Source organism: Pyruvatibacter sp. HU-CL02332 (assembly GCF_040362765.1).
Lineage (GTDB): Bacteria > Pseudomonadota > Alphaproteobacteria > CGMCC-115125 > CGMCC-115125 > Pyruvatibacter.
The window spans coordinates 274,283-294,501 of record NZ_BAABWK010000002.1; the positions used below are offsets into that span (position 1 = coordinate 274,283).

Annotated in this window: 18 protein-coding genes; 11 read left to right on the forward strand and 7 right to left on the reverse strand. The window is 58.4% G+C overall.

Translation table 11 applies throughout. From position 1 onward, the window contains the following. Positions 1-30: 30 nt before the first annotated feature. From serS to ABXH05_RS12060, 4 genes are all read left to right on the forward strand, one after another. Positions 31-1,338: a serine--tRNA ligase gene (gene serS, locus ABXH05_RS12045; RefSeq protein ID WP_353561221.1), complete on the forward strand. Its 1,308-nt coding sequence runs from the start codon at positions 31-33 to the stop codon at positions 1,336-1,338. A gap of 40 nt (positions 1,339-1,378) precedes the next feature. After that, on the forward strand, positions 1,379-2,215 hold the full coding sequence (gene surE / locus ABXH05_RS12050; protein WP_353562390.1) for a 5'/3'-nucleotidase SurE: 837 nt from the start codon (positions 1,379-1,381) through the stop codon (positions 2,213-2,215). After that, the gene (locus ABXH05_RS12055) at positions 2,212-2,874 is read left to right on the forward strand and encodes a protein-L-isoaspartate(D-aspartate) O-methyltransferase (protein ID WP_353561222.1); all 663 of its coding nucleotides are present in this window, start codon (positions 2,212-2,214) and stop codon (positions 2,872-2,874) included. Before surE ends, ABXH05_RS12055 begins: the two co-directional genes overlap by 4 nt. A 185-nt stretch (positions 2,875-3,059) precedes the next feature. Further along, on the forward strand, positions 3,060-4,091 hold the full coding sequence (locus ABXH05_RS12060; RefSeq protein WP_353561223.1) for a peptidoglycan DD-metalloendopeptidase family protein: 1,032 nt from the start codon (positions 3,060-3,062) through the stop codon (positions 4,089-4,091). A 6-nt stretch (positions 4,092-4,097) separates the two neighbouring features. Here ABXH05_RS12060 and ABXH05_RS12065 read toward each other — a convergent pair whose 3' ends face one another. Beyond that, a complete protein-coding gene (locus ABXH05_RS12065) occupies positions 4,098-4,982 on the reverse strand; it encodes an ATP-binding protein (RefSeq protein ID WP_502947738.1) in 885 nt (294 codons plus the stop codon). 225 nt (positions 4,983-5,207) lie between these two features. On the opposite strand from ABXH05_RS12065, the gene yajC reads away from it, so the two are divergent. From yajC to ABXH05_RS12085, 4 genes are all read left to right on the forward strand, one after another. After that, entirely contained in the window at positions 5,208-5,582 is a 375-nt protein-coding gene (gene yajC, locus ABXH05_RS12070; protein ID WP_043949072.1) for a preprotein translocase subunit YajC, read from the forward strand. A gap of 49 nt (positions 5,583-5,631) precedes the next feature. After that, a complete protein-coding gene (gene secD / locus ABXH05_RS12075) occupies positions 5,632-7,236 on the forward strand; it encodes a protein translocase subunit SecD (protein ID WP_353561225.1) in 1,605 nt (534 codons plus the stop codon). Between the two features lie 20 nt (positions 7,237-7,256). After that, complete coding sequence (secF, locus tag ABXH05_RS12080) at positions 7,257-8,201, forward strand: protein translocase subunit SecF (RefSeq protein ID WP_353561226.1); 945 nt, start codon at positions 7,257-7,259, stop codon at positions 8,199-8,201. Positions 8,202-8,362: 161 nt separating this feature from the next. Then, positions 8,363-8,983 carry a urate hydroxylase PuuD gene (locus ABXH05_RS12085; protein ID WP_353561227.1) on the forward strand — a complete coding sequence of 207 codons (621 nt, stop codon included), beginning with the start codon at positions 8,363-8,365 and terminating at the stop codon, positions 8,981-8,983. Positions 8,984-9,068: 85 nt separating this feature from the next. Here the strand turns inward: ABXH05_RS12085 and ABXH05_RS12090 are convergent, their stop codons facing one another. Continuing rightward, positions 9,069-9,659 carry a superoxide dismutase gene (locus ABXH05_RS12090; protein WP_502947739.1) on the reverse strand — a complete coding sequence of 197 codons (591 nt, stop codon included), beginning with the start codon at positions 9,657-9,659 and terminating at the stop codon, positions 9,069-9,071. 122 nt (positions 9,660-9,781) lie between these two features. Here ABXH05_RS12090 and ABXH05_RS12095 point away from each other — a divergent pair, with 122 nt between their 5' ends. Further along, positions 9,782-10,618, forward strand: coding sequence for a squalene/phytoene synthase family protein (locus tag ABXH05_RS12095; protein ID WP_353561229.1), 837 nt, complete (start codon positions 9,782-9,784; stop codon positions 10,616-10,618). Between the two features lie 14 nt (positions 10,619-10,632). Here the strand turns inward: ABXH05_RS12095 and trmFO are convergent, their stop codons facing one another. Beyond that, entirely contained in the window at positions 10,633-12,030 is a 1,398-nt protein-coding gene (gene trmFO / locus ABXH05_RS12100) for a methylenetetrahydrofolate--tRNA-(uracil(54)-C(5))-methyltransferase (FADH(2)-oxidizing) TrmFO (protein WP_353561230.1), read from the reverse strand. Positions 12,031-12,192: 162 nt separating this feature from the next. On the opposite strand from trmFO, the gene ABXH05_RS12105 reads away from it, so the two are divergent. Then, on the forward strand, positions 12,193-12,516 hold the full coding sequence (locus ABXH05_RS12105; protein WP_353561231.1) for a 7(1) septoil knot domain-containing protein: 324 nt from the start codon (positions 12,193-12,195) through the stop codon (positions 12,514-12,516). Positions 12,517-12,524: 8 nt separating this feature from the next. On the opposite strand, the gene ABXH05_RS12110 is transcribed toward ABXH05_RS12105, so the two are convergent. From ABXH05_RS12110 to ABXH05_RS12120, 3 genes are all read right to left on the reverse strand, one after another. Beyond that, positions 12,525-13,925 carry a DUF3179 domain-containing protein gene (locus ABXH05_RS12110; RefSeq protein WP_353561232.1) on the reverse strand — a complete coding sequence of 467 codons (1,401 nt, stop codon included), beginning with the start codon at positions 13,923-13,925 and terminating at the stop codon, positions 12,525-12,527. A 128-nt stretch (positions 13,926-14,053) separates the two neighbouring features. Continuing rightward, the gene (locus tag ABXH05_RS12115; RefSeq protein WP_353561233.1) at positions 14,054-15,484 is read right to left on the reverse strand and encodes an amidase; all 1,431 of its coding nucleotides are present in this window, start codon (positions 15,482-15,484) and stop codon (positions 14,054-14,056) included. A gap of 10 nt (positions 15,485-15,494) precedes the next feature. After that, complete coding sequence (locus ABXH05_RS12120; RefSeq protein WP_353561234.1) at positions 15,495-16,934, reverse strand: amidase; 1,440 nt, start codon at positions 16,932-16,934, stop codon at positions 15,495-15,497. Between the two features lie 336 nt (positions 16,935-17,270). Here ABXH05_RS12120 and ABXH05_RS12125 point away from each other — a divergent pair, with 336 nt between their 5' ends. Beyond that, on the forward strand, positions 17,271-17,942 hold the full coding sequence (locus tag ABXH05_RS12125; protein ID WP_353561235.1) for a DUF2161 domain-containing phosphodiesterase: 672 nt from the start codon (positions 17,271-17,273) through the stop codon (positions 17,940-17,942). A gap of 78 nt (positions 17,943-18,020) precedes the next feature. On the opposite strand, the gene ABXH05_RS12130 is transcribed toward ABXH05_RS12125, so the two are convergent. After that, positions 18,021-20,102 carry an alkaline phosphatase D family protein gene (locus tag ABXH05_RS12130; protein WP_353561236.1) on the reverse strand — a complete coding sequence of 694 codons (2,082 nt, stop codon included), beginning with the start codon at positions 20,100-20,102 and terminating at the stop codon, positions 18,021-18,023. Positions 20,103-20,219: the final 117 nt, after the last annotated feature.

Consider the following 20,219-nt stretch of genomic DNA (forward strand, 5'->3'; position numbering starts at 1 on the left):
GGATTTTCGCCCCTCGAAAGATTCGCTTCTATGCATGACGTCAAATGGATACGCGACAACCCGGACGCATTTGATGCCGGGCTGGCCAAGCGCGGCGTGGCTCCTCACGCTGCTGATGTTCTGAAAATTGATGAAGAGCGCCGGGCGCTCATTTCAGAGCTGCAGGACGTCCAGTCACGGCGCAATGATGCCTCCAAGGCCATCGGCAAAGCCAAGGGTCAAGGCGATGACGCGGGCGCTCAGGCATTGATCGATGAAGTTGCAAAACTGAAAAGCGTCATTCAGGACGGCGAAGACCGGCAGCGTCAATTCGACGAGCGGATTGAGGCGGTGCTGTCCGGTCTGCCGAACATCCCGCTTGATGATGTGCCCCTTGGTGAAGACGAAGATGGCAATGTCGAAGTGCGAAAGCACCTCGAACCACGCCAGCTCAATTTTGCACCCAAGGAACATTTCGATCTGGGTGAGGCCAGTGGCCTCATGGATTTTGAAACAGCGGCCAAACTATCCGGTGCTCGCTTTGTGGTTCTCAAAGGCCAGCTGGCCAAACTTGAACGCGCCTTGGCCAACTTCATGCTCGACCTGCACACCACAGAGTTTGGCTATACGGAAGTGGCGCCGCCCATGCTCGTGCGCGACGCGGCAATGTATGGCACCGCACAGCTACCGAAATTTGTGGACGATCAGTTCAAGACCGGCGCGCCGGATGATGAAGACGCGCACTGGCTCATTCCAACAGCCGAAGTGCCGCTGACCAATCTTGCGCGTGAAGCCATCCATTCCGAAGAAGAGCTGCCCCTTCGGTTCACAGCCTTCACCCAGTGCTTTCGCAAGGAAGCAGGATCGGCAGGGCGCGACACGCGCGGCATGATCCGTATGCACCAGTTTGCAAAAGTGGAACTGGTCAGCATCACGACGCCGGAAACATCCAACGATGAACACGAGCGCATGACCCAGTGCGCTGAAGAAGTACTCAAGCGGCTGGAACTACCGTTCCGGACCATGGTGCTGTGCACGGGCGACATGGGCTTCGGCGCGCGCAAGACCTATGACCTTGAAGTCTGGCTGCCGGGTCAGGATGCGTATCGTGAGATTTCATCCTGCTCTCAGTGTGGCGACTTTCAGGCTCGCCGCATGGCTGCGCGCTATCGGCCAACGGGCGAGAAGAGCACGCGCTTTACGCACACACTCAATGGCTCTGGGCTGGCCGTGGGCCGCGCCATGGTCGCGGTTCTTGAGAACTATCAGCAGGCCGATGGGTCTGTCGCCATTCCAGATGTACTGAAGCCCTATATGGGTGGCATCGAAACTCTCGAACTGGGTGCATCAGATGCCTGACAAGCTGCGGATTGAAACGGCTGAGGGCAAAAAGCGTCCTTTGCGTATTCTGTGTACCAATGATGACGGTATCCATGCTCCGGGCCTCAAGACACTTGAGAAAATTGCCAAGGAGCTTTCCAGCGACATCTGGATCGTTGCACCGGAAACCGAGCAGTCCGGAGCCGGCCATTCGCTGACGCTGGCCCATCCGCTGCGTGTGCGCAAAATCAACAGGCGCAAATTTGCCGTGTCGGGAACACCAACCGACTGCGTGTTGATGGCCGTCAAACATCTGATGCTTGAGACGCCACCGGACCTGGTTTTGTCCGGCGTGAACCGTGGTCAGAATATTGCTGAAGACGTGACTTACTCCGGCACGATTGCAGCAGCCATGGAGGGGACCGTTCTGGGTGTACCGTCCATCGCGCTCAGCCAGGCCTATGGGTTTGAAGGTCGTGAGAAAGTGAAATGGGCGACGGCAGAACACCATGGTGCTGCTCTCGTATCCAAGCTTGTGGAAATGGGCTGGCCCAAGGACGTTCTCATGAACGTGAACTTCCCCGATGTGCTGCACACGGCAGTCAAAGAGGTGGAAGTGACCGTTCAGGGCAAACGCGACCAGAGCAACGCGTTGATCGATACACGCATGGACGCGCGCGATACCGCCTATCATTGGCTGGGCTTCCAGAAAATCCTTTCCAATCCGCCTGAGGGAACTGACTTGCGGGCTATCTATGCAGGTCGCATTTCGGTTACGCCGTTGCATATGGACCTCACGCACAAGACAACGCGGCGGGCCATGGCAAAGGAACTGGGTGGCACGCCGCCCAAGTCGGTCACGCCAGTTACCTGGGCCCCGGTTGACCGGACCAATGGGCGGAAACCATCCAAGTGAGTGATGCAGACTACGATCCCTCCCGGATTATCCAGCTGATCATGACGCTACGCCGTCAGGGCATCACGGATGGCGCTGTTCTCGGTGCGGTCGAGCGCACACCGCGTGAAGTCTTCGTAGAGCGGGCTTTTGAAGGTCAGGCATACGAGAACAACGCGCTTCCCATCGAATGTGGGCAGACCATCAGCCAGCCTTACATTGTCGCGTTCATGACCATGAAGCTTGAGGTCAGCGATCGCATGAAGGTGCTGGAGATCGGAACCGGCTCCGGCTATCAAGCTGCCGTGCTCGCGCGCCTATGCCGCCGGCTGTACACGCTTGAGCGATATCGCACCCTGCTGCGAGAAGCAGAAACGCGGTTTGACAAGCTGAACCTCACCAACATCACAGCCAAGGTCGGGGACGGCACAAAAGGCTGGCCGGAACAGGCCCCGTTTGACCGCATTATTGTCACCGCAGCGGCTCCGGTTGTCCCTGAGGCGCTTGTCGCCCAGCTGAAGACCGGCGGTATCGCCGTTGTTCCAATTGACGTTCCCGTGGCGGATGGTGGCGGGCAGCTTCTGGTCAAGCTCACCAAAACCGAAGAGGGTTTTGACCGAGAAGACCTGATCCCCGTTCGCTTTGTGCCCCTGGTAGATGGCGTGGCCCGCGAGCTATAGGGCTAGATCATGCAGCCCAAATCTCGCGGTTTTCTGCGTTCTTGGTGTCCCGGTGTGTTTTTTCCGGCCACCATCCAGTCTTCATTAACCAAATAACCCGAGACTGCGCATCAGATTGACTGCGCGGTTGCGCCTTGTGCATGGGGCCGTCCTCGCAGATCCAGACGAATTTGGGATACGAGACGATGTCGGTTTTTTCAGCTCTTACACGACCGCTCAAGCGAGATCGCGACAGCCGGGGTGCGTCCCGGGCGATTTCGATTGCCGTGCTGCTGACAGCCGGTCTTGCCATCCTTGGTGCCTGTGCTGCGCCATCAAGCTATCGCGGCGCGCCTCAGGCGACCTATGGTGGCAATCGGGCAGCAGCCGTCGAGCCCTACCAGATCACTGTGAAATCCGGCGAGAGCCTCTCCATTCTGGCGGAACGCCACAATGTGCCCATGCGCGCCCTGGCCAAGGCCAATGGCGTGTCCAAGCCCTACACAATTTACAAAGGCCAGAAGCTGACCGTGCCTGTGCCGCGCACCCACAAAGTGCGCCGCGGCGATACGCTGTCTGAAATTGCAGAAAAATACGACACCTCCACGCGCGAGGTGGCCACACTCAATCGCAAGAACAAGCCTTACCCGATCTATGTGGGTGAGCGTCTTCGCGTGGGGGGCTGGATGCCTGATGACGGGCGGGGGAATACCCGTCGTCAGGCAGCACCCGCACCGCGCAAGCCACGCGTTGTTGCTTCAAATGTGCCAACACCAGCAGCCCGTCCGGCCCGTGGTGTAGCCACGCCGCGTGCCAAGCCACGCATTGCAGAACCACCAGCACGGACAGGGCGTTTCGTCTGGCCGGCTGAAGGACGCATCATTTCAAGCTATGGCCCCAAAGAGGGTGGCTTGCACAATGATGGCATCAACATCCGCGTCCCACGCGGCACACCGGTAGCCGCTGCCGACAATGGCGTCGTGGCCTATGCCGGAAATGAGCTGAAGGGCTATGGCAACATGGTTCTCGTCCGCCATCAAAACGGTTACGTCACAGCGTACGCTCACAACTCCGAACTTCTGGTCAGCCGGGGCGATATTGTTTCCCGCGGACAGAAGATTGCGTCCTCCGGCTCGTCCGGCGGTGTAACTGAACCTCAAATCCATTTTGAAGTTCGCCGTGGTGCAAAAGCTGTGAACCCGATGACATATCTGGGTAACAACGTGGCTTCTCGCTAAGCCGCCTCAGCTTTCCAGCTTCTGCCCCAGCTTGCCCGCCAATTCCTGTATGAACTGCCAGGCAACGCGACCTGACCTGCTGCCGCGGGTATTGGTCCATTCAATGGCCTGTGCCCGAACATCCGTCCACGGAGCATCAAGGGAAAAATGCTCGCAGTATTTGCGGATCATTTCCAGATACTCATCCTGGCTGCAATGGTGAAAACCAAGCCAGAGACCAAACCTGTCTGACAACGACACCATTTCCTCAACGGCCTCTGTCGGGTTGATGGCGCGCTGGCGCTCATTGTCCACCATGTCGCGCGGCATCAGATGCCGTCTGTTGGAGGTCGCATAGAACAGGACGTTTTCAGGACGTCCCTCGATGCCACCTTCAAGCACTGCCTTGAGCGACTTGTAACTTGTGTCCGCCTGATCGAATGACAGATCGTCGCAAAAAACCAGAAACTGCCTGTCTGCATCGCGCAGCAATGTCATGAGCCGGGGCAGGGTGGAAATGTCTTCGCGGTGGATTTCAACCAGTGCAAGTCGTCCCGGCACTTCAGCTGCCACCTTGGCGTGGGCTGCCTTCACGAGGGAGCTTTTGCCCATTCCTCGTGCGCCCCAGAGCAGCGCATTGTTGGCAGGCAACCCGGCAGCAAAGCGACGGGTGTTTTCCAGCAGGATATCCCGCAGGCGATCAATCCCCTGCAACAGATCAATATCTACGCGCGAGACCGCTGGGACAGGTTCCAGCCGCGCTTCTTCGCCCATCCAGACGAAGGCATCGCAGGAATTGAGGTCCTGACCGGGGCGGTTTACCGGCGACTTTTCTTCCAGCGCACGGGCTATCCGGTCGAGCAAAGGCACTATCTGGTCGAGGGTCATTTGGGGGGGGCTGCCATCCGCCATACCGGGTTTGATTCTCCTGCTGTCACGCTCACGCAATTCTGATCCTACCAGTTCCCATCAAATGGGTGAAAAACCGCAAAAAACCAAGGGTCTAAAGAAGGGATCAGGGCTGGTTTTCAAAGGCATTCGGCCTCGTTATAGTCCGCCCGCAGCAGACCTGACACCACCGACGGTGCCCTTGAGGTTCTGCCCTCAGTTTTTGATTTCCCTGCATCGGAGACCTTGATGCTCATTACCCCGGCTTATGCGCAGACGGCGGGCGGCAGTAGCGACTTTCTCGTTACGATTTTTCCGTTCATCCTCGTTTTCGCAATCATCTACCTGCTGATCCTGCGTCCACAGCAAAAGCGCATCAAAGACCATCGTGCGATGGTAGAAGCGGTGCGCCGCGGTGACACCGTTGTTACGGCCGGTGGCGTCATCGGCAAGGTCACCAAGGTCCTCGACGACAGCGAAGTCCAGGTGGAGATCGCAGAAGGCACGCGTGTTCGCATCCTGCGCAGCACGCTCTCTGATGTTCGTTCCAAGACCGAGCCTGCGCCTAAAGAAGCAACCAAAGATGCCCCCAAGGCAGCAAATGATGAGGACGCCAAGTCGTAACCGGCAAACTTGCCGCGCACGCATGGCGCTTCTGACGGAGAAGCTCTGAATGCTCTATTTCCCCCGGTGGAAATACACCCTGATCGCCATCACCTGCGTGCTCGGCTTCCTGCTGTCTGCGCCCAACCTTATATCCAAGGATGCTCTGTCGGAGCTGCCGGACTGGTTTCCATCCAATCAGGTCAACCTCGGCCTTGATCTTCAGGGCGGCGTGCACCTGCTGTTGCAGGTGGATGTTGAGACGGTGCTGAGCGACCGGCTTGAAGCCCTGGAAGACGACGTGCGCGTGACCCTCCGTGAGGCACGCATTGGCTATACGGGCCTCAGCACAGCCGATGAACGGGTGACCGTGCGCATTCGCAATGCTGAAGACGTTCAGCGGGCCTCTGATCTCCTGTCGGAGCTATCTTCCCCCATCAATGCAAATGTGTTTTCGGCCGTACCTGAAAGTGACATTGATATTGAAGTAACCGGCAGCCGCATCGGGCTAACTTACACAGAGACAGCTCGCTTGCAGCGCCTGCAGAGTGTCCTTCAGCAGTCCATCGAAATTGTCCGGCGCCGTATTGACGAATTGGGCACCAACGAGCCGATTATTCAGCGTCAGGGTGCAGATCGAATTCTCGTACAGGTGCCAGGCTTCGATGACCCCCAGCGCATCATCGATATTATCGGTCAGACAGCGCAGATGAATTTTCATCTGGTGGACACGTCTGTATCGGTGGTTGAAGCCATTCAGAACCGTCCACCCGCTGGTTCAATCGTGTTGCCCCTCATTGATGGGTCTGGCGGCTCTGTACTCATTCGCCGTCGCGTCATGGTGTCAGGCGAAAGTCTTATTGATGCGCAGCCAAGCTTTGACCAGCAGACAAACGAGCCTGTTGTGTCTTTCCGGTTTGATGCGTCCGGCGGCAAGCGGTTTGCCGATGTCACCCAGGCCAATGTGGGTCGACCATTTGCCATCGTTCTGGACAATCAGGTGATTTCCGCGCCTGTCATCCGGCAACCGATCCTGGGCGGCAATGGTCAGATCAGCGGTGGTTTCTCTGTTACGGAAGCCAACGATCTTGCGATCCTGCTGCGCGCTGGCGCTCTGCCTGCGCCCCTGTCTGTTCTTGAAGAACGGACCGTGGGTCCGGGGCTTGGGGCTGACAGCATTGCTGCGGGCGAGATTGCCGCGGCCATCGGCTTCATCGCTGTTATCTGCTTCATCTTGATCGTGTACGGATTGTTTGGTGTGTTTGCCAATGTGGCACTTATCATCAACGTGGCCCTGATCTTTGGTGGCCTGTCGCTGTTGCAGGCGACACTTACACTTCCCGGCATTGCTGGCATCGTGCTGACGATCGGTATGGCGGTTGACGCCAACGTGCTGATCTTCGAGCGCATCAAGGAAGAGGTGCGTGCGGGCAAAACTCCGATAAATGCCATTGATGTTGGCTACTCGCGGGCGCTAGGCACCATCATTGATGCCAACATCACCACATTCATTGCTGCTGCCATCCTGTTCCAGATGGGCTCTGGCCCCGTGCGCGGCTTCGCCGTGACCCTGGCCATCGGCATCATCACATCCGTGTTCACCGCCTTCACTGTGACACGGCTATTTGTTTCGATCTGGCTCAAGAGCCGCCGGCCTTCTGAAGTGCCGCTTTAAGGGCCAACGGGAAAACAATCATGCGCAAGCTCAAGCTCGTTCCAGACGATACACACATTCCCTTTCTCGGCATGCGCTTCATCGCGCTGGCTGTATCCTCGGCGATGGTCCTTGGCTCCATCGCCATGGTCATCATTTTCGGGCTGAACTTCGGGATCGATTTCCGCGGCGGCACGATGATCGAGATCGGCACAGAGGAACCTGCGGACATCGCGGACCTGCGAAATCGGCTTGGCGGGCTGGGGCTGGGCGAGGTCCAGATCCAGGAATTTGGCGCACCAACAGACGTGCTGATCCGGATTGAAACGCAGCCGGGCGGCGAAGGCGCACAGCGTGGCGCCATCCAGACCGTGCGCGATGAGCTGGGTGATACAGTTGAGTACCGCCGCGTTGAGGTGGTTGGTCCAACCGTTTCCGGGGAACTGATTGAGGCAGGCGTGCTCGCCATCATCCTCGCCGTGGGCATGATGCTGGTCTACATCTGGTTCCGGTTCGAGTGGCAGTTCTCAGTTGGAGCTGTTGTGGCGCTTGTTCATGACGTGGTGATTACGCTGGGGCTGTTTGCCGTGCTGCAGCTTGAATTCAACCTGTCGATCATCGCAGCGCTGCTGACAATCGTCGGCTACTCCATGAATGATACGGTGGTCGTGTATGACCGTGTGCGCGAGAAGCTGCGCAAATACAAACGCATGCCGCTGATCGAGTTGCTGGACCTGGCCGTCAACAAAACCCTGTCGCGAACGGTGATGACATCTGTGACCACATTGCTGGCCCTGTTGTCGCTTTACATCTTCGGCGGGGAGGTGATCCGCGGATTCACCTTCGCCATGATCTGGGGCATCATTATCGGCACCTACTCATCCATATTTGTCGCAGCTCCGCTGCTGCTTTGGCTGGGTGTAAAGCGTGACTGGTCAGGTGCTGGTGCAGGCGAACCGAGCCAGACTGCCAAAAGCGCAAACTAAAGGCTTATATGCGCGCATTCGCGCGGCTTCCCTTGGGACGGGTTACCGGCGTAACCTACGCGCGACGAGTCGACGCATCACTTTGGCGACAACGCTGGCATCAAACGCCCAGCGGATAGCCGGTCTTGCGAGGCACACCAGCATCATAGGAGGACTTGGGGATGGCTGGAATTCTCTCAAATCTGCGCAACACCATAATTGCAGGCTTCTTGCTCGCGTTGGTGCTCTGCATTTTCTACATCTACGGCCAATACAGTGCGTCTGAACATTTTGCGGACGCTCTTGGCTCACAGGCATTCTGGGCCTTTGTCCTCCGCTGGGCACACGTATTGTGCGGCATCATGTGGATCGGCCTGCTGTACTACTTCAACTTCGTGCAGATCCCGAACATGCCGAACATTCCCGACGAGCAGAAACCTGCCATCGGCAAGGTCATTGCACCGGCTGCTCTTTGGTGGTTCCGCTGGGGAGCCATGGGCACAATCGGCTTTGGTATCGTACTCGCGGCACTTAACGGCTACCTGATCGAAGCTTATCTGCTTGGCTTCACAGATGGCGGTGCCAGCACGATCATCGGCATCGGCATGTGGCTCGGCACGATCATGTGGTTCAACGTGTGGTTCGTCATCTGGCCAAACCAGAAAGTGGCTTTGGGCATTGTTGACGCCCCGGCCGAAGACAAGCCAAAGGCTGCGCGGACAGCGATGCTGTTCTCACGCACCAACACTCTGCTTTCCATCCCCATGCTTTTTGCAATGGTGATCAATCAGAACGCGTTTTAGTTCAACGCCCTGACAATGAACACAAACGGCGCTGCCTCACCCCGAGGCAGCGCCGTTTTTCTTTGCCTGATGCGGCTGCAACCAATCAGGAAATGGCTGCGTAGTTCTGCGCTGCAAACTCCCAGTTCACCAGCTTGTCTAGATAGGTGGCGATGTAATCCGGGCGCTTGTTCTGATAATCCAGATAGTAAGCGTGTTCCCATACATCGATTGTGAGAATGGCAGTTGCACCATGCGCCAACGGCAAATCTGCATCATGGGTGCTTGTGATGCTCAGCTTGCCGGCAGCATCTGATACCAGCCACGCCCAGCCAGAGCCAAAGTGGCCTGCGGCTGCATCTGCAAATTCTTTGCGGAAGGCATCGACTGATCCGAAATCGCGGACGATGGCATCCGCAAGTTCGCCGGTCGGATCGCCGCCGCCTTTGGGGCTCAACGAATGCCAGAAGAATGTGTGGTTCCACACCTGCGCTGCCTGATTGAACAGCTTGCCATCTGATGCCGCGATGATCTCTTCAAGGCTCTTACCTTCGTGATCCGTGCCCTTGATCAGTCCGTTGAGTGTATCAACGTATTTTTGGTGGTGCCGGTCATGGTGGATTTCGAGTGTCGACTTGGACATATGCGGTTCGAGCGCATCATGGGCATAGGGCAGATCGGGAAGGGCAATGGTCATCAAGATACTCCTGAACGCGTTTACTTACGTCTTGGCCCTGCTATTTCGCGGACCAATGACTGGTGAAATTCCATCTATGCACTACCTTGTGCGCGAGACGTATTTATCAAGGATTCCCGGGCGTGTCTGACGCAGAAACCACACTCTTGCCTGCCGATGTTTCCGAGCAGCTTCGACGCACGGATAGCGACCGCTTCCTGTCTGCGCTCTTTGCACCGGTTGAGTTACGCCCGCATCTGTTTGCGCTCTATGCGCTGGACCAGGAATTGAAGCGCATTCCGGGCCTTGTCTCAGAACCAATGCTTGGCGCCATCCGGTTCCAGTGGTGGCGGGATACCATCGGCTCCATCTATCAGGGCGAACATCCTGGGCACGAGCTGGTTCCCGCATTGGCTGCCGCCATTAAAGCAGGAGCACTTCCTGCCGAAGGATTTCACCACTGGCTTGATGCACGCGAAGACGAGATGAATGAACTGCCGTTTGTTGACCTAGCATCCATGGAAAGTCATGCCCGACGAGCGGAAGGCACCGTCATGAACATGGCAGGGCGTATCCTCGGTACGGCAGAAACAGCGGAAGGTCTGTCCGGGTTTGCAGCAGCCTATGGTCTGGTAGAATTACTGAAGCGATTTGGCGCTGCTGCTGGAAACCAGAGTGCATTTCTGCCCGCAGACCTGATCGCAGGCGATGAAGACGCGCTCTTCTCCGGTCGATTGACGCCAGCGATAACTGCCGCTTTCAACGACGTGGCCACTCATGCTCGTACGCTGTTGGAAAAGGTCCGACAGGAACCTGTCTCACGAGACGTTATACCAGCCGGGTTACACGCGGGCCTGGTGCCGGGCTACACGCGCATGTTTACCCGTGCAGGATTTGATCCGTTCCGCAGCGTGCCGGAAATCCCGGCCTACCGTCGGCAGATTTCCTTGATGGCCAGGGCCATGCGTGGACGCATCTAGATCTTGGGCGCAGGCTACTCGGCGGCCAGCTTGGTCCCGAACCAACTCTCGATGTCGGCTTTTGCACGGTCCGTGTACGCGCGCTTGCGGGCAGGCTTCTTTGCCTTGCCACGCACACGCTTTCCATCTTCGCCTCTTGGGTGTTCCACAGGCGGGAATAATCCGAAATTGACATTCATTGGCTGGAACGACCCTTTGCCTGCATCAAGGTGCCCGCCAGTGATGTGGCCGAGCAGTGCGCCGAGGGCTGACGTCTGCGGGGGAGGTGTCATTGTTTCCCCCAGGGCTTCTGCTGCGGCGAAGCGTCCGGCCAACAGGCCGATGGAAGCACTCTCAATGTACCCTTCAACACCCGTGACCTGACCCGCAAAGCGCAGGCGTGGCATTGCCTTCATGCGCAGCTCTGCATCCAGAAGCTTCGGACTGTTCAGAAACGTGTTGCGATGGAGGCCTCCGAGACGGGCAAAGACCGCGTCTTCCAATCCCGGAATGGTTTTGAAAATCCGCGTCTGTTCGCCGTGCCGGAGTTTCGTCTGAAACCCGACCATGTTGTAGAGCGTGCCCAACGCGTTGTCCTGACGCAGCTGGATCACAGCGTAAGGCTTCACATCGGGATCGTGCGGGTTGGTCAGGCCGACCGGTTTGAGCGGCCCGTACCGAAGCGTTTCGCGCCCGCGTTCCGCCATCACTTCGATGGGCAGGCACGCTTCAAAGTAGGGGGTGTTGGCTTCCCATTCCTTGAAGTCAGTCTTTTCACCCTCAAGGATGGCGTCGAGGAAAGCGTTGTACTGCTCTTCGTCCATCGGGCAGTTGATGTAGTCAGCACCCGTACCACCCGGACCGACCTTGTCGTAGCGCGACTGGAACCAGGCTTTCTCCATATTGATGGAGTCAAAATTCACGATGGGCGCGATGGCGTCGAAGAACGCCAGTTCGTCTTCGCCAGTCAGGTGCTGAATTGCCTTCGCCAGATCCGGCGAGGTGAGGGGCCCGGTGGCCACAATAACGCTCTTCCAGTCTTCCGGTGGGAGACCTGCGACCTCCCGCCGGTCGATGGTCACCAGCGGGTCCGCTTCAAGGGCAGCCTCTACGGCTTGCGAAAACCCGTCCCGGTCTACAGCGAGCGCACCGCCCGCCGGCACCTGATTGGCGTCGCCGGACCGCATGATGAGTGACCCGCCGCGCCGCAGCTCATAGTGCAGCTGGCCAATGGCGCTTGATTCATCATCGTCAGACCTGAAGGAGTTGGAGCAGACCAGCTCCGCCAGCCCGCCGGTTTGATGGGCATCTGTCCCACGTTCCGGGCGCATTTCGTGCAGCACCACGGGGACACCCGCTCTGGCGATCTGCCAGGCAGCTTCAGAACCGGCGAGACCGCCGCCGATGACGTGTATGGGGTCGATTTTGCTCATGGCGGAGACTTAAGGCAGGCCAAGTCTCGCTGCAAGTTTCTTGATATCCGCCCGATTTCGGACTTTTACCGTCTTCAGATTGGCTGGCCTTACCTCTCGTTTGCCCGTATACGTTGTTTTGGGTGCCTTGGGACAGTTAGAGAGCCCTTGGAGAGTAGCGTGATGAAGTCAATTACAGGCCTTGGGTTGGCCCTTGCAACTGCTGCAGTTTTCTATGCCGCAGGCCAACCCGCGCACGCATTGTCAGCCTGCAATATCAAAGGCATTCAGCTATTCGGTGAGGTGAGCGTTGTCGCAGCGAATGCTGACCTGACCGTGGAAATTGTTCCCAGTGGCGGAGACCTCAGGGTTCATTGGGTCAACCGGCATGCCAATCAATGTGGCGAATGGCGCCGGGTTGGACTTGGTGCAGACTTTACGATCCAGATTGTGCCATCAGGTGGCGAGCTGAAAATTCAGGAAGTCACCAGCGGCGCAGGGCTCTAGCAACCCGCCTAGTTAGACAGTTCCGCCAGCGCGGCCAATTCACCTTCATCCCCCAGATACCCATCCCAGGCAAACCAGAAGGCGATGTGGCCCGGCATGCGGTGAAACACCGTGCCGTCCGGTCCTGAAATGCCACTTTCTGACACGGTCCATTTTCCTCCGTCGCTTACCAGCACAGACGGATCTTCGGTCTTGCTGAAGACACGACCATCCGTGCGATAGGCCCGAACGGTGCGTGTTGCGGCGTTGCCGATCAGCGTGACGGGCACGACGCCTGCCATGTCATTGAGGACGGCCCCACCTTCAAAGGCTGACAGACGCCAGGCCTTTTCAGCACCCGACCCCCGCAGGGCAAACACATAGTCCTTTGGTTCCAGTGCAGCTTCATCAACAGGCGCCGGGAAAATCAGATCAGGGCTGTTGAAATAGTCCGCGTAGGGCGCACCGGGCGTGTAGTTGCGGTCATAGCCGGTGTTAAGGGAAAGGACCCGGGTCCCAGGATTGCTGCGCCGCCAGCCACCCCAGGTGGTGATGGTCACCGGACGGGTCTTGAGTTCGATGCCCGACCCTGTGAGCTCGCCCACAACCGGGCGGCCGGTGAACTGGTTCCACAGGCTCTGGGTTGCGTGGTCATACATCAGCTTGTTTGACCTGTAGAGGAGGCCGGAGGACCCAAAGGTCAGAGGTGTGTCATGGCCCTCCACAGCTGTCTCGAACAGGATGCCCGATCCACACAGGGTGCAATAGGCGAGGCTAACCGGCACGCCGCCAATCACGTCGTTGAACATCTCGTGCCAATCCATGATGCGAAGCGGATAGGCTCTGACGTCGCCGTTGATCTCGACACCAAATACAAGCTCCTCATCGCTCAGGTAGTCGGCTTCACTCTGAGGCACCAGTTCCGGATTGATGAGGGCTGGAATGCCGTCCTTGAGAACACCACCCCATACGGCTTCCCACAGCGCGATGTCATGGGCGACACCGGGATAGATGAAGCCATAGAAGTTCGGGTCGATCTGCGCGAGCAACAGTGCGCGGCTTTCATCAAAGCCGTCAAAGGGCACAAGATCATCCTGCTTTTGAAGCCACTCCATCCACTTGAACCAGCTGTCGCCATGATCAACGCCAGTGATGCTGCTGGCAGCTACGCCCAAGGCTGGACGAAGGTTGCGGTGAAACCGCATGGCCTGGACCAGGGCAAATGCACCGTCCGGGTTCTTGCGTTTGATGAAGTAATCAATGGCGTCTGTCACTGCACGCGGATTGTCGGACACAAGATCAATCGCCCGGGACACAGGCTCGGGCCTGTCACCACGCACGTCCTGAGCGAGAGCTGGCAGGACCGCAAGACACGCAGCGACAACAGCTGCGGACAGGGCGGACGAAATGGACTGGACAAATCTGGACATGAAAACGGCACCGTTGAGTTTGGGATATCCCAACTCAACGGTGCCGCGTTTACATCCACCGTGCACGTCAACACCGCACACAATCATGTGAGAGGTATGGGGGTGTGACGGGCCTGAGGCGTGACGCCCTAGCTCCAGACAGGCGGTCGCTTGTCGGCCCATGGCTGTGCCTGTTCAAGCTGCCCCGCCAACCGATAGAGCGTTGCTTCATCTCCGTAGCGGCCGGTGAACATCATGCCGAGCGGTAGATTGTCCTTCGACCACCACAACGGCAGCGACAGGCTTGGCTGACCGGTAAAGTTGAACGGCGGGGTGAACGGGAAGACCTTGGCCTGCCGCTTGTTCACTTCCTTTGGTTCCAGAGTAACCGGATCAATGAAGCCAATTTCCGGTGGCGGCGTCCCCATGACGGGGCACAGATACGCATCAAACGGCGCCAGATTATGCAGGATCTGCCGTGACAGCTTGCGCAGTGTCCGCCAACCCCAGAAGGCCTGCGGTCCGGAAATCCGTTCGCTCGCCTTCAGTATCTGCCAGGTCAGCGGTTCCAGTTCTTCAGGCTCCGGCTGGCGACCCAGCATTTCAGACCGCTCCATCATGGCAGCGGCAAAGTTGGATGCTGAAACAGCGCCCTGTGCGCGATAGAGCATGCGGTAGTCAACGCCGAGACCTTGCTCCACCACTTCGTGACCAAGCTCCTTTAGAAGAGCAACCGTCTTTTCAAAAGCGGCCGCATTCTCTTCGTCGATGGGCGCACTGCTTGGCGTCTCCATGGAGCACGCAATTCTGAGCTTGCCCGGCGTGCGGCTTACTTCTTCCAGAAAGGGCCGCTCATAGGGAAGCGGCGGGTAGGGGCTATCCGGTTCCGGGGCACACGTCGCATCCAGCATGGCCGCACTGTCACGCACGGTGCGTGTCACCACATGGTCAACGGAGAACCCCATTGCGCGTTCTCCGTCCTCACCGGAATCCGGATTGCGCGCGCGGGTGGTTTTCATGCCGACAAGGCCACAACAGGCAGCTGGAATACGGATCGACCCCAGACCATCAGAGGCGTGCGCCATAGGCACAATACCGGCCCCCACTGCGGAGGCAGCGCCGCCGGATGACCCACCGGCAATGTGATCCGGGTTCCACGGATTACGACACGGGCCAAGACGGGCAGATTCACTGGTGCCGGTGATGCCGTATTCCGGCGTGTTGGTCTTGCCGACAAATACCAAGCCGGCTTCGCGATAGCGCTTGGCAAGGATGCTGTCTTCGGTCGGCACATAATCGCGCAGATAGTGCGACCCGGACGTTGCCGGCCAGTTGGCCACCTTGACGCCCAGATCCTTGATCAGGAAAGGCACCCCCTTGAAGGGACCGTCGGGCAGATCACCCTTGGCCCATTCCCGGGCGTCGTCATAGCCCTTGTAGACAACTGCATTGAGAGCGGGATTGTGCTGCTCAATCCGGTCAATGGCCGCGTCCACCAGCTCAAGCGGTGTCACTTCCTTTTTGGCAACAAGTTCAGCCAGGCCGACGCCGTCATAGTCTGCATACGCATCAATGGTCATGTTGTGCTTCCTAGTTCCAGATTGGCGGGTGGCGGTCGATCCATGGCTGCGCCTGCTCAAGCTGGGCAGCAATCCGGATCAATGTGGCTTCGTCGCCTGCACGACCGGCGAAATGGACACCAACTGGCAGTCCATCAGGTGTCCAGTGCAGAGGCAGGGAAATGGCGGGCTGACCGGTCGCGTTCTCGATGGGCGTAAACGGCACATAATCGAGGATCGGCTCAAAGGCCTTCTGTGGGTCACCTTCGTTGATATCGACGGTGCCGATACGAAGGGGTGGTTCGCCGAGCGTCGGCGTCAGCCACAAATCATACTCGTCATGCCATTGGGCAACGCTGCGGCTCATGATCTGAAGCATGGCAACGGCGTTCAGGTAGTCCGCGCCTGATATCTGCTTGCCTGCTTCCCACAAGCCGATGGTCAACGGCTCAAGGTCACCTTGGTTTGGCGTTTTGCCGAACAGCACATTCTGCACTTCAATCTGCTGGGTCACACCTGTGGCCCAGATCGCCATGAAGGCTTCCTGCATCATGTCGTTGTCCAGAGGTGGTGACGCCTCTTCTACATGATGGCCGAGGCTTTCCAGAAGCTTGGCGGTGTTGGTGACCGCCTTTGCACATTCCTCATGAACGGGGGTACCGCCGGGAGTCTTGGTCGTAAACCCGATGCGCAGATTGCCGGGACGCGTTCCTACATCCTCTGACCAGATGCCGTCGTGATGCGGAGCGAAATACGGGTCGCCGGGCTCCGGGCCTGCCGCGATGTCGAGGGCCACGGCGGTGTCGCGCACCGTCCGGCTGACGACAAGATCGGTCGTCAGTCCGGACATGGCGTCACCAATCATTGGCCCCTGCGGAATGCGCGCGCGGCTGGGTTTCAACCCCACAAGCCCGCATGAGGAAGCGGGAATACGAATAGAGCCGCCGCCGTCATTGGCGTGGGCGAGGGGCACAATACCCGCAGCAACCGCAGCCGCTGACCCGCCAGAAGAGCCACCGGGCGTATGATCCGGGTTCCAGGGATTGCGGGCCGGTCCATAGAGTGCGCTTTCGGAGACGGGAAGAAGCCCAAACTCAGGCACATTTGTCTTGCCGAGTGGCACAAGACCCGCTGCCAGAAACCGCGTGGTCAGGGTTGAGTGCATTGGAGCTGGACTACCGGCGACAAAACGTGAGCCGTACTGCGTAGCAACACCTTCAAAGTCGCCCATGATGTCCTTGAGTAGGAAGGGCACACCGGCGAAGGGCGCCGCAGCATCACCTTCATCAATATCACCGGCAATCTGGCGGCCCTGATCAGCCATGTCCGTCACGACGGCGTTCAGGGTGGGATTGTGTTTCTCAATCCGGCTCAGGGCTTCTTCAGCCAGTTCGCCTGCCGTCACCTCTCCCTTGCGCACGAGTTCGGCAAGGCCGACCCCATCATGCGCCGCGTAATCATCAATCGGCATTCACACGTCCTCCCAGACACAATTTTTTGTTGGGAGATACGCTAATGGACCAATAGGCGAACGGGAAGGGTGGTGTTGCTGTGAATGTCGGGGCACTGGTGTGGCGACCAACCCGGTTCCAACGGAAAGTCTGTAGGCGTTGACAGCCGCATCGGGCACCAAGTTGCCAGCCGGCAGGCTCCCACACACGACACCCTCGAAGTTCCTTGTCGCGAACAACAACTTTGAACGCCGCTTTGGAAACAGGCCCGGAAGCCCGACAAAAAAGCCGGGTGTTTTGCCTTTACCTCACAGGTGGTCGATTGCCATGATCTGGTCGGAGCCTATGATGTCCGCATGGGGCGCATCAAGGAAACGGAACTCTACCAACCTGTGAAAACCTTCCTCACCGGACAGGGGTATGAGGTGAAGGCTGAGGTTGCTTCTGCAGATATTGTTGCATGCCGGGATGGCGAGGATCCTGTCATTGTTGAACTCAAGACCGGTTTCTCGCTCAGTCTTTTCCATCAGGCGGTCGCCCGCCAGTCGATGACCGATGCCGTGTACATAGCCGTGGCACGTGGGTCCGGGCGGCGATTTCAGCAAGCTCTCAAAAACAATCTCAGCCTTGCCCGCAGGCTCGGCCTGGGTCTCATAACCGTGAGGCTCGCAGATGCATTTGTAGAAGTTCATCTAGACCCCGCTCCCTACGCGCCGCGTAAATCCAAGAGACGCAGAGACAGGCTCTTGAGGGAGTTCTCACGTAGGGTCGGCGACCCGAACACCGGGGGATCGACACGTGTCAAGCTGGTCACAGCCTATCGGCAGGATGCATTGCGCTGTGCCGCACACCTGAAGGCCAACGGACCGAGCCGTGGCGCGGACATCGCCAAGACAACCGGCGTTGCCCGCGCGACAAGGATGATGGCCGACGACCATTATGGATGGTTCGAACGGATTGAACGCGGGGTTTATACCCTAAGCCCCAAGGGACAGGCGTATCTGCAGAGCTATCAGGACGAGGTATAGCGTCATCCCGCTGCCTTATTGGCCGCATTAAGAAACAGCTCCTCGCGTCACCCGGCTTTGTCGGGAAACAGGCGAGCATCAGGCGAACGGGAACGGTGGTGTTCCTTCAAAATCAGGGTCGCTGAGCTGCGGCGCCTCGCTTGGCTTCCATAGTGGCGCGGTCAAGGTTGCACGGCGGCGGACCTCAGCAGCGTCGCTTGACGACTTTTGCTTGTTGGCATTGGCAACCGTCACCACCTCGCCACTGATCTGGTCACCAGTCAGAGTGAGAACCACATAGCCATGGGCATTGGTGTCCAGATATTTGATGTAGGGATTTGCCGAGTCACTCTCCAGCCATCCGCTCAGCGTATCGCTGCCAGTGTAATTCATCGCCAGAGACGCCCTGACGCCATGCATAAGTGTGAGGTTGAAGTTCTCCAGCATCTCACCGTCGGGGCCGTCTGCCACAACCATCGGTCGGAAGGCGTTTCCGGGGTCACGGGTGAAGCTTTCAGCCCCCGAGAAGAAGGTGAAGGAGGAGATGCCGCAGGTGGCAAACTCCAGCGCGGCCCCTTCAGGTGTCTCAGCATCCGGATCAGTTGTGAGAACCGCAGCCCCGTGCATGTGATAGTCGCCGGCGCAAGAGACAACGCCTGCAATGCCTTCGTCTTTCACAAAGGACATCAACTCGCGCAGCTCACCGGGATAGCCATTCCAGGCATCTGTGCCCAGTACGGCATCCTGCAAATCCTGAAAAGGAATGGACGCCAGATCGAGCCGCAAGGGCATGGCGGGAATTGAGTTCGCCCAAAGTTTCCAGGAAGCGGAGCTACCTTTGAGCGTTTCCTTGAACCACTTCTTCTGGTCTGTCCCCAGAATTGATGCTGCGGGTTTATCCGCTCGCGGATTGGGGACGTCTCCGTCCTTTCCGGGGAAAACAGCGGGCGGGTTTCCATCCGATGCATCGCGTCCGGCATCAAGCGCGCGGATGATGTCGGTAGGTGGCGCTGGCGCGCCAATGGCTTCTTCCAGCGCTTCATCCATGGGCTGAGGCGACCGGTAGCTGCGCGTGTCCGTAACGACGATGGACGCTGTCTTGCCCCATTCCAGACTGCGGTAAATCGTCAAAGACGCAAGAGCCGACAGGTTGTTGGGTTCATTCAACAGGTAGCCATCGCCAGGCTCGCCGCCGGCTGCATCTGACACAGTGGCTGGCTTGAAGTCATGGGCGGGTCCATCAAGACGCGCAGGCATGTATTCAAACCATGCCTGGTTGGCTGAGACCTTGCGCTCCTGCGCTGGGCCTGTGCCGCCAGTGTAGGTGGCATAGCTCTGCCAGCTGTCATTGGTAAATTCGTGATCGTCCCAGGTGCAGATGAACGGCCAGCGGGCGCGGGCGGTCTGCAGGGCTTCGTCCTCAAGATAGGTCTTGTACAGATGCCGGTAGTCCGTGACCGATACCGCAAAGTTTCGGCCACTTGGCAAGGTTGCCCCATCCGGGAAAGGCTCAATCCGCCGCGCGGCTTCAAGGCCTGCGGGCAGGTCCGGGCTGGTTTCATATATGAAGTCACCCAGATGCAGGACGGCGTGTATCTGGTCTTCCGGTTGCGCGGCTTCATCGTCACTGACCATGCGTGCCCAGGCGCCGAAATATCCTTGCTCGTAATTCTGGCACGAGGCCATGGCGATACGCAGGGGTGCATCAGCATCGGCCGCAGGCGCCGTGCGCGTGCGGCCCAGTCGGGAAACATCACCGGCGGTCGTCAAGAAACGATAGTAGTACCAGCTGTCCGGCTCGAGACCTGTGACGCTCACCCGAACGGTGTAGTCCTGTTCCAGCGATGCTGATACGGGCTGTTCCACAACCACGGTGGCAAATGTTTCATCCGCCGACACCTGAAGGGTAAGCGACAGGGGGCGTGCGGACCTGTCCAGCGGCGTGGCGCGGGTCCAGAGAATAGCGCCGTCCGACGACGGATCAGCGGACGCCACACCATGCGTAAAGAGGCCACGCCGACCAGCGACAGGCGCCACGCTTTCCTCAGTTGCCTCTTGGGCATTTGCAGGACGCATGGCGGGCAGAAACCCAGATCCTGTGGCTGCGGCAACGAAGCAGCCTGCCGTCGCCCCGAAGCGGCGCATGAACTCACGGCGGGTGGAGTGGGAACTGGACGTCATGGCGCTACCTCAGCTTGTTTTGGTTTTTCTTATCGAAGGAGTGCAACACCGTCGTGTCAAGTTGAGCCCTGTCGATCAGCAATTCTCAACAGATCAACGCGGGACCTGTCAGAAATC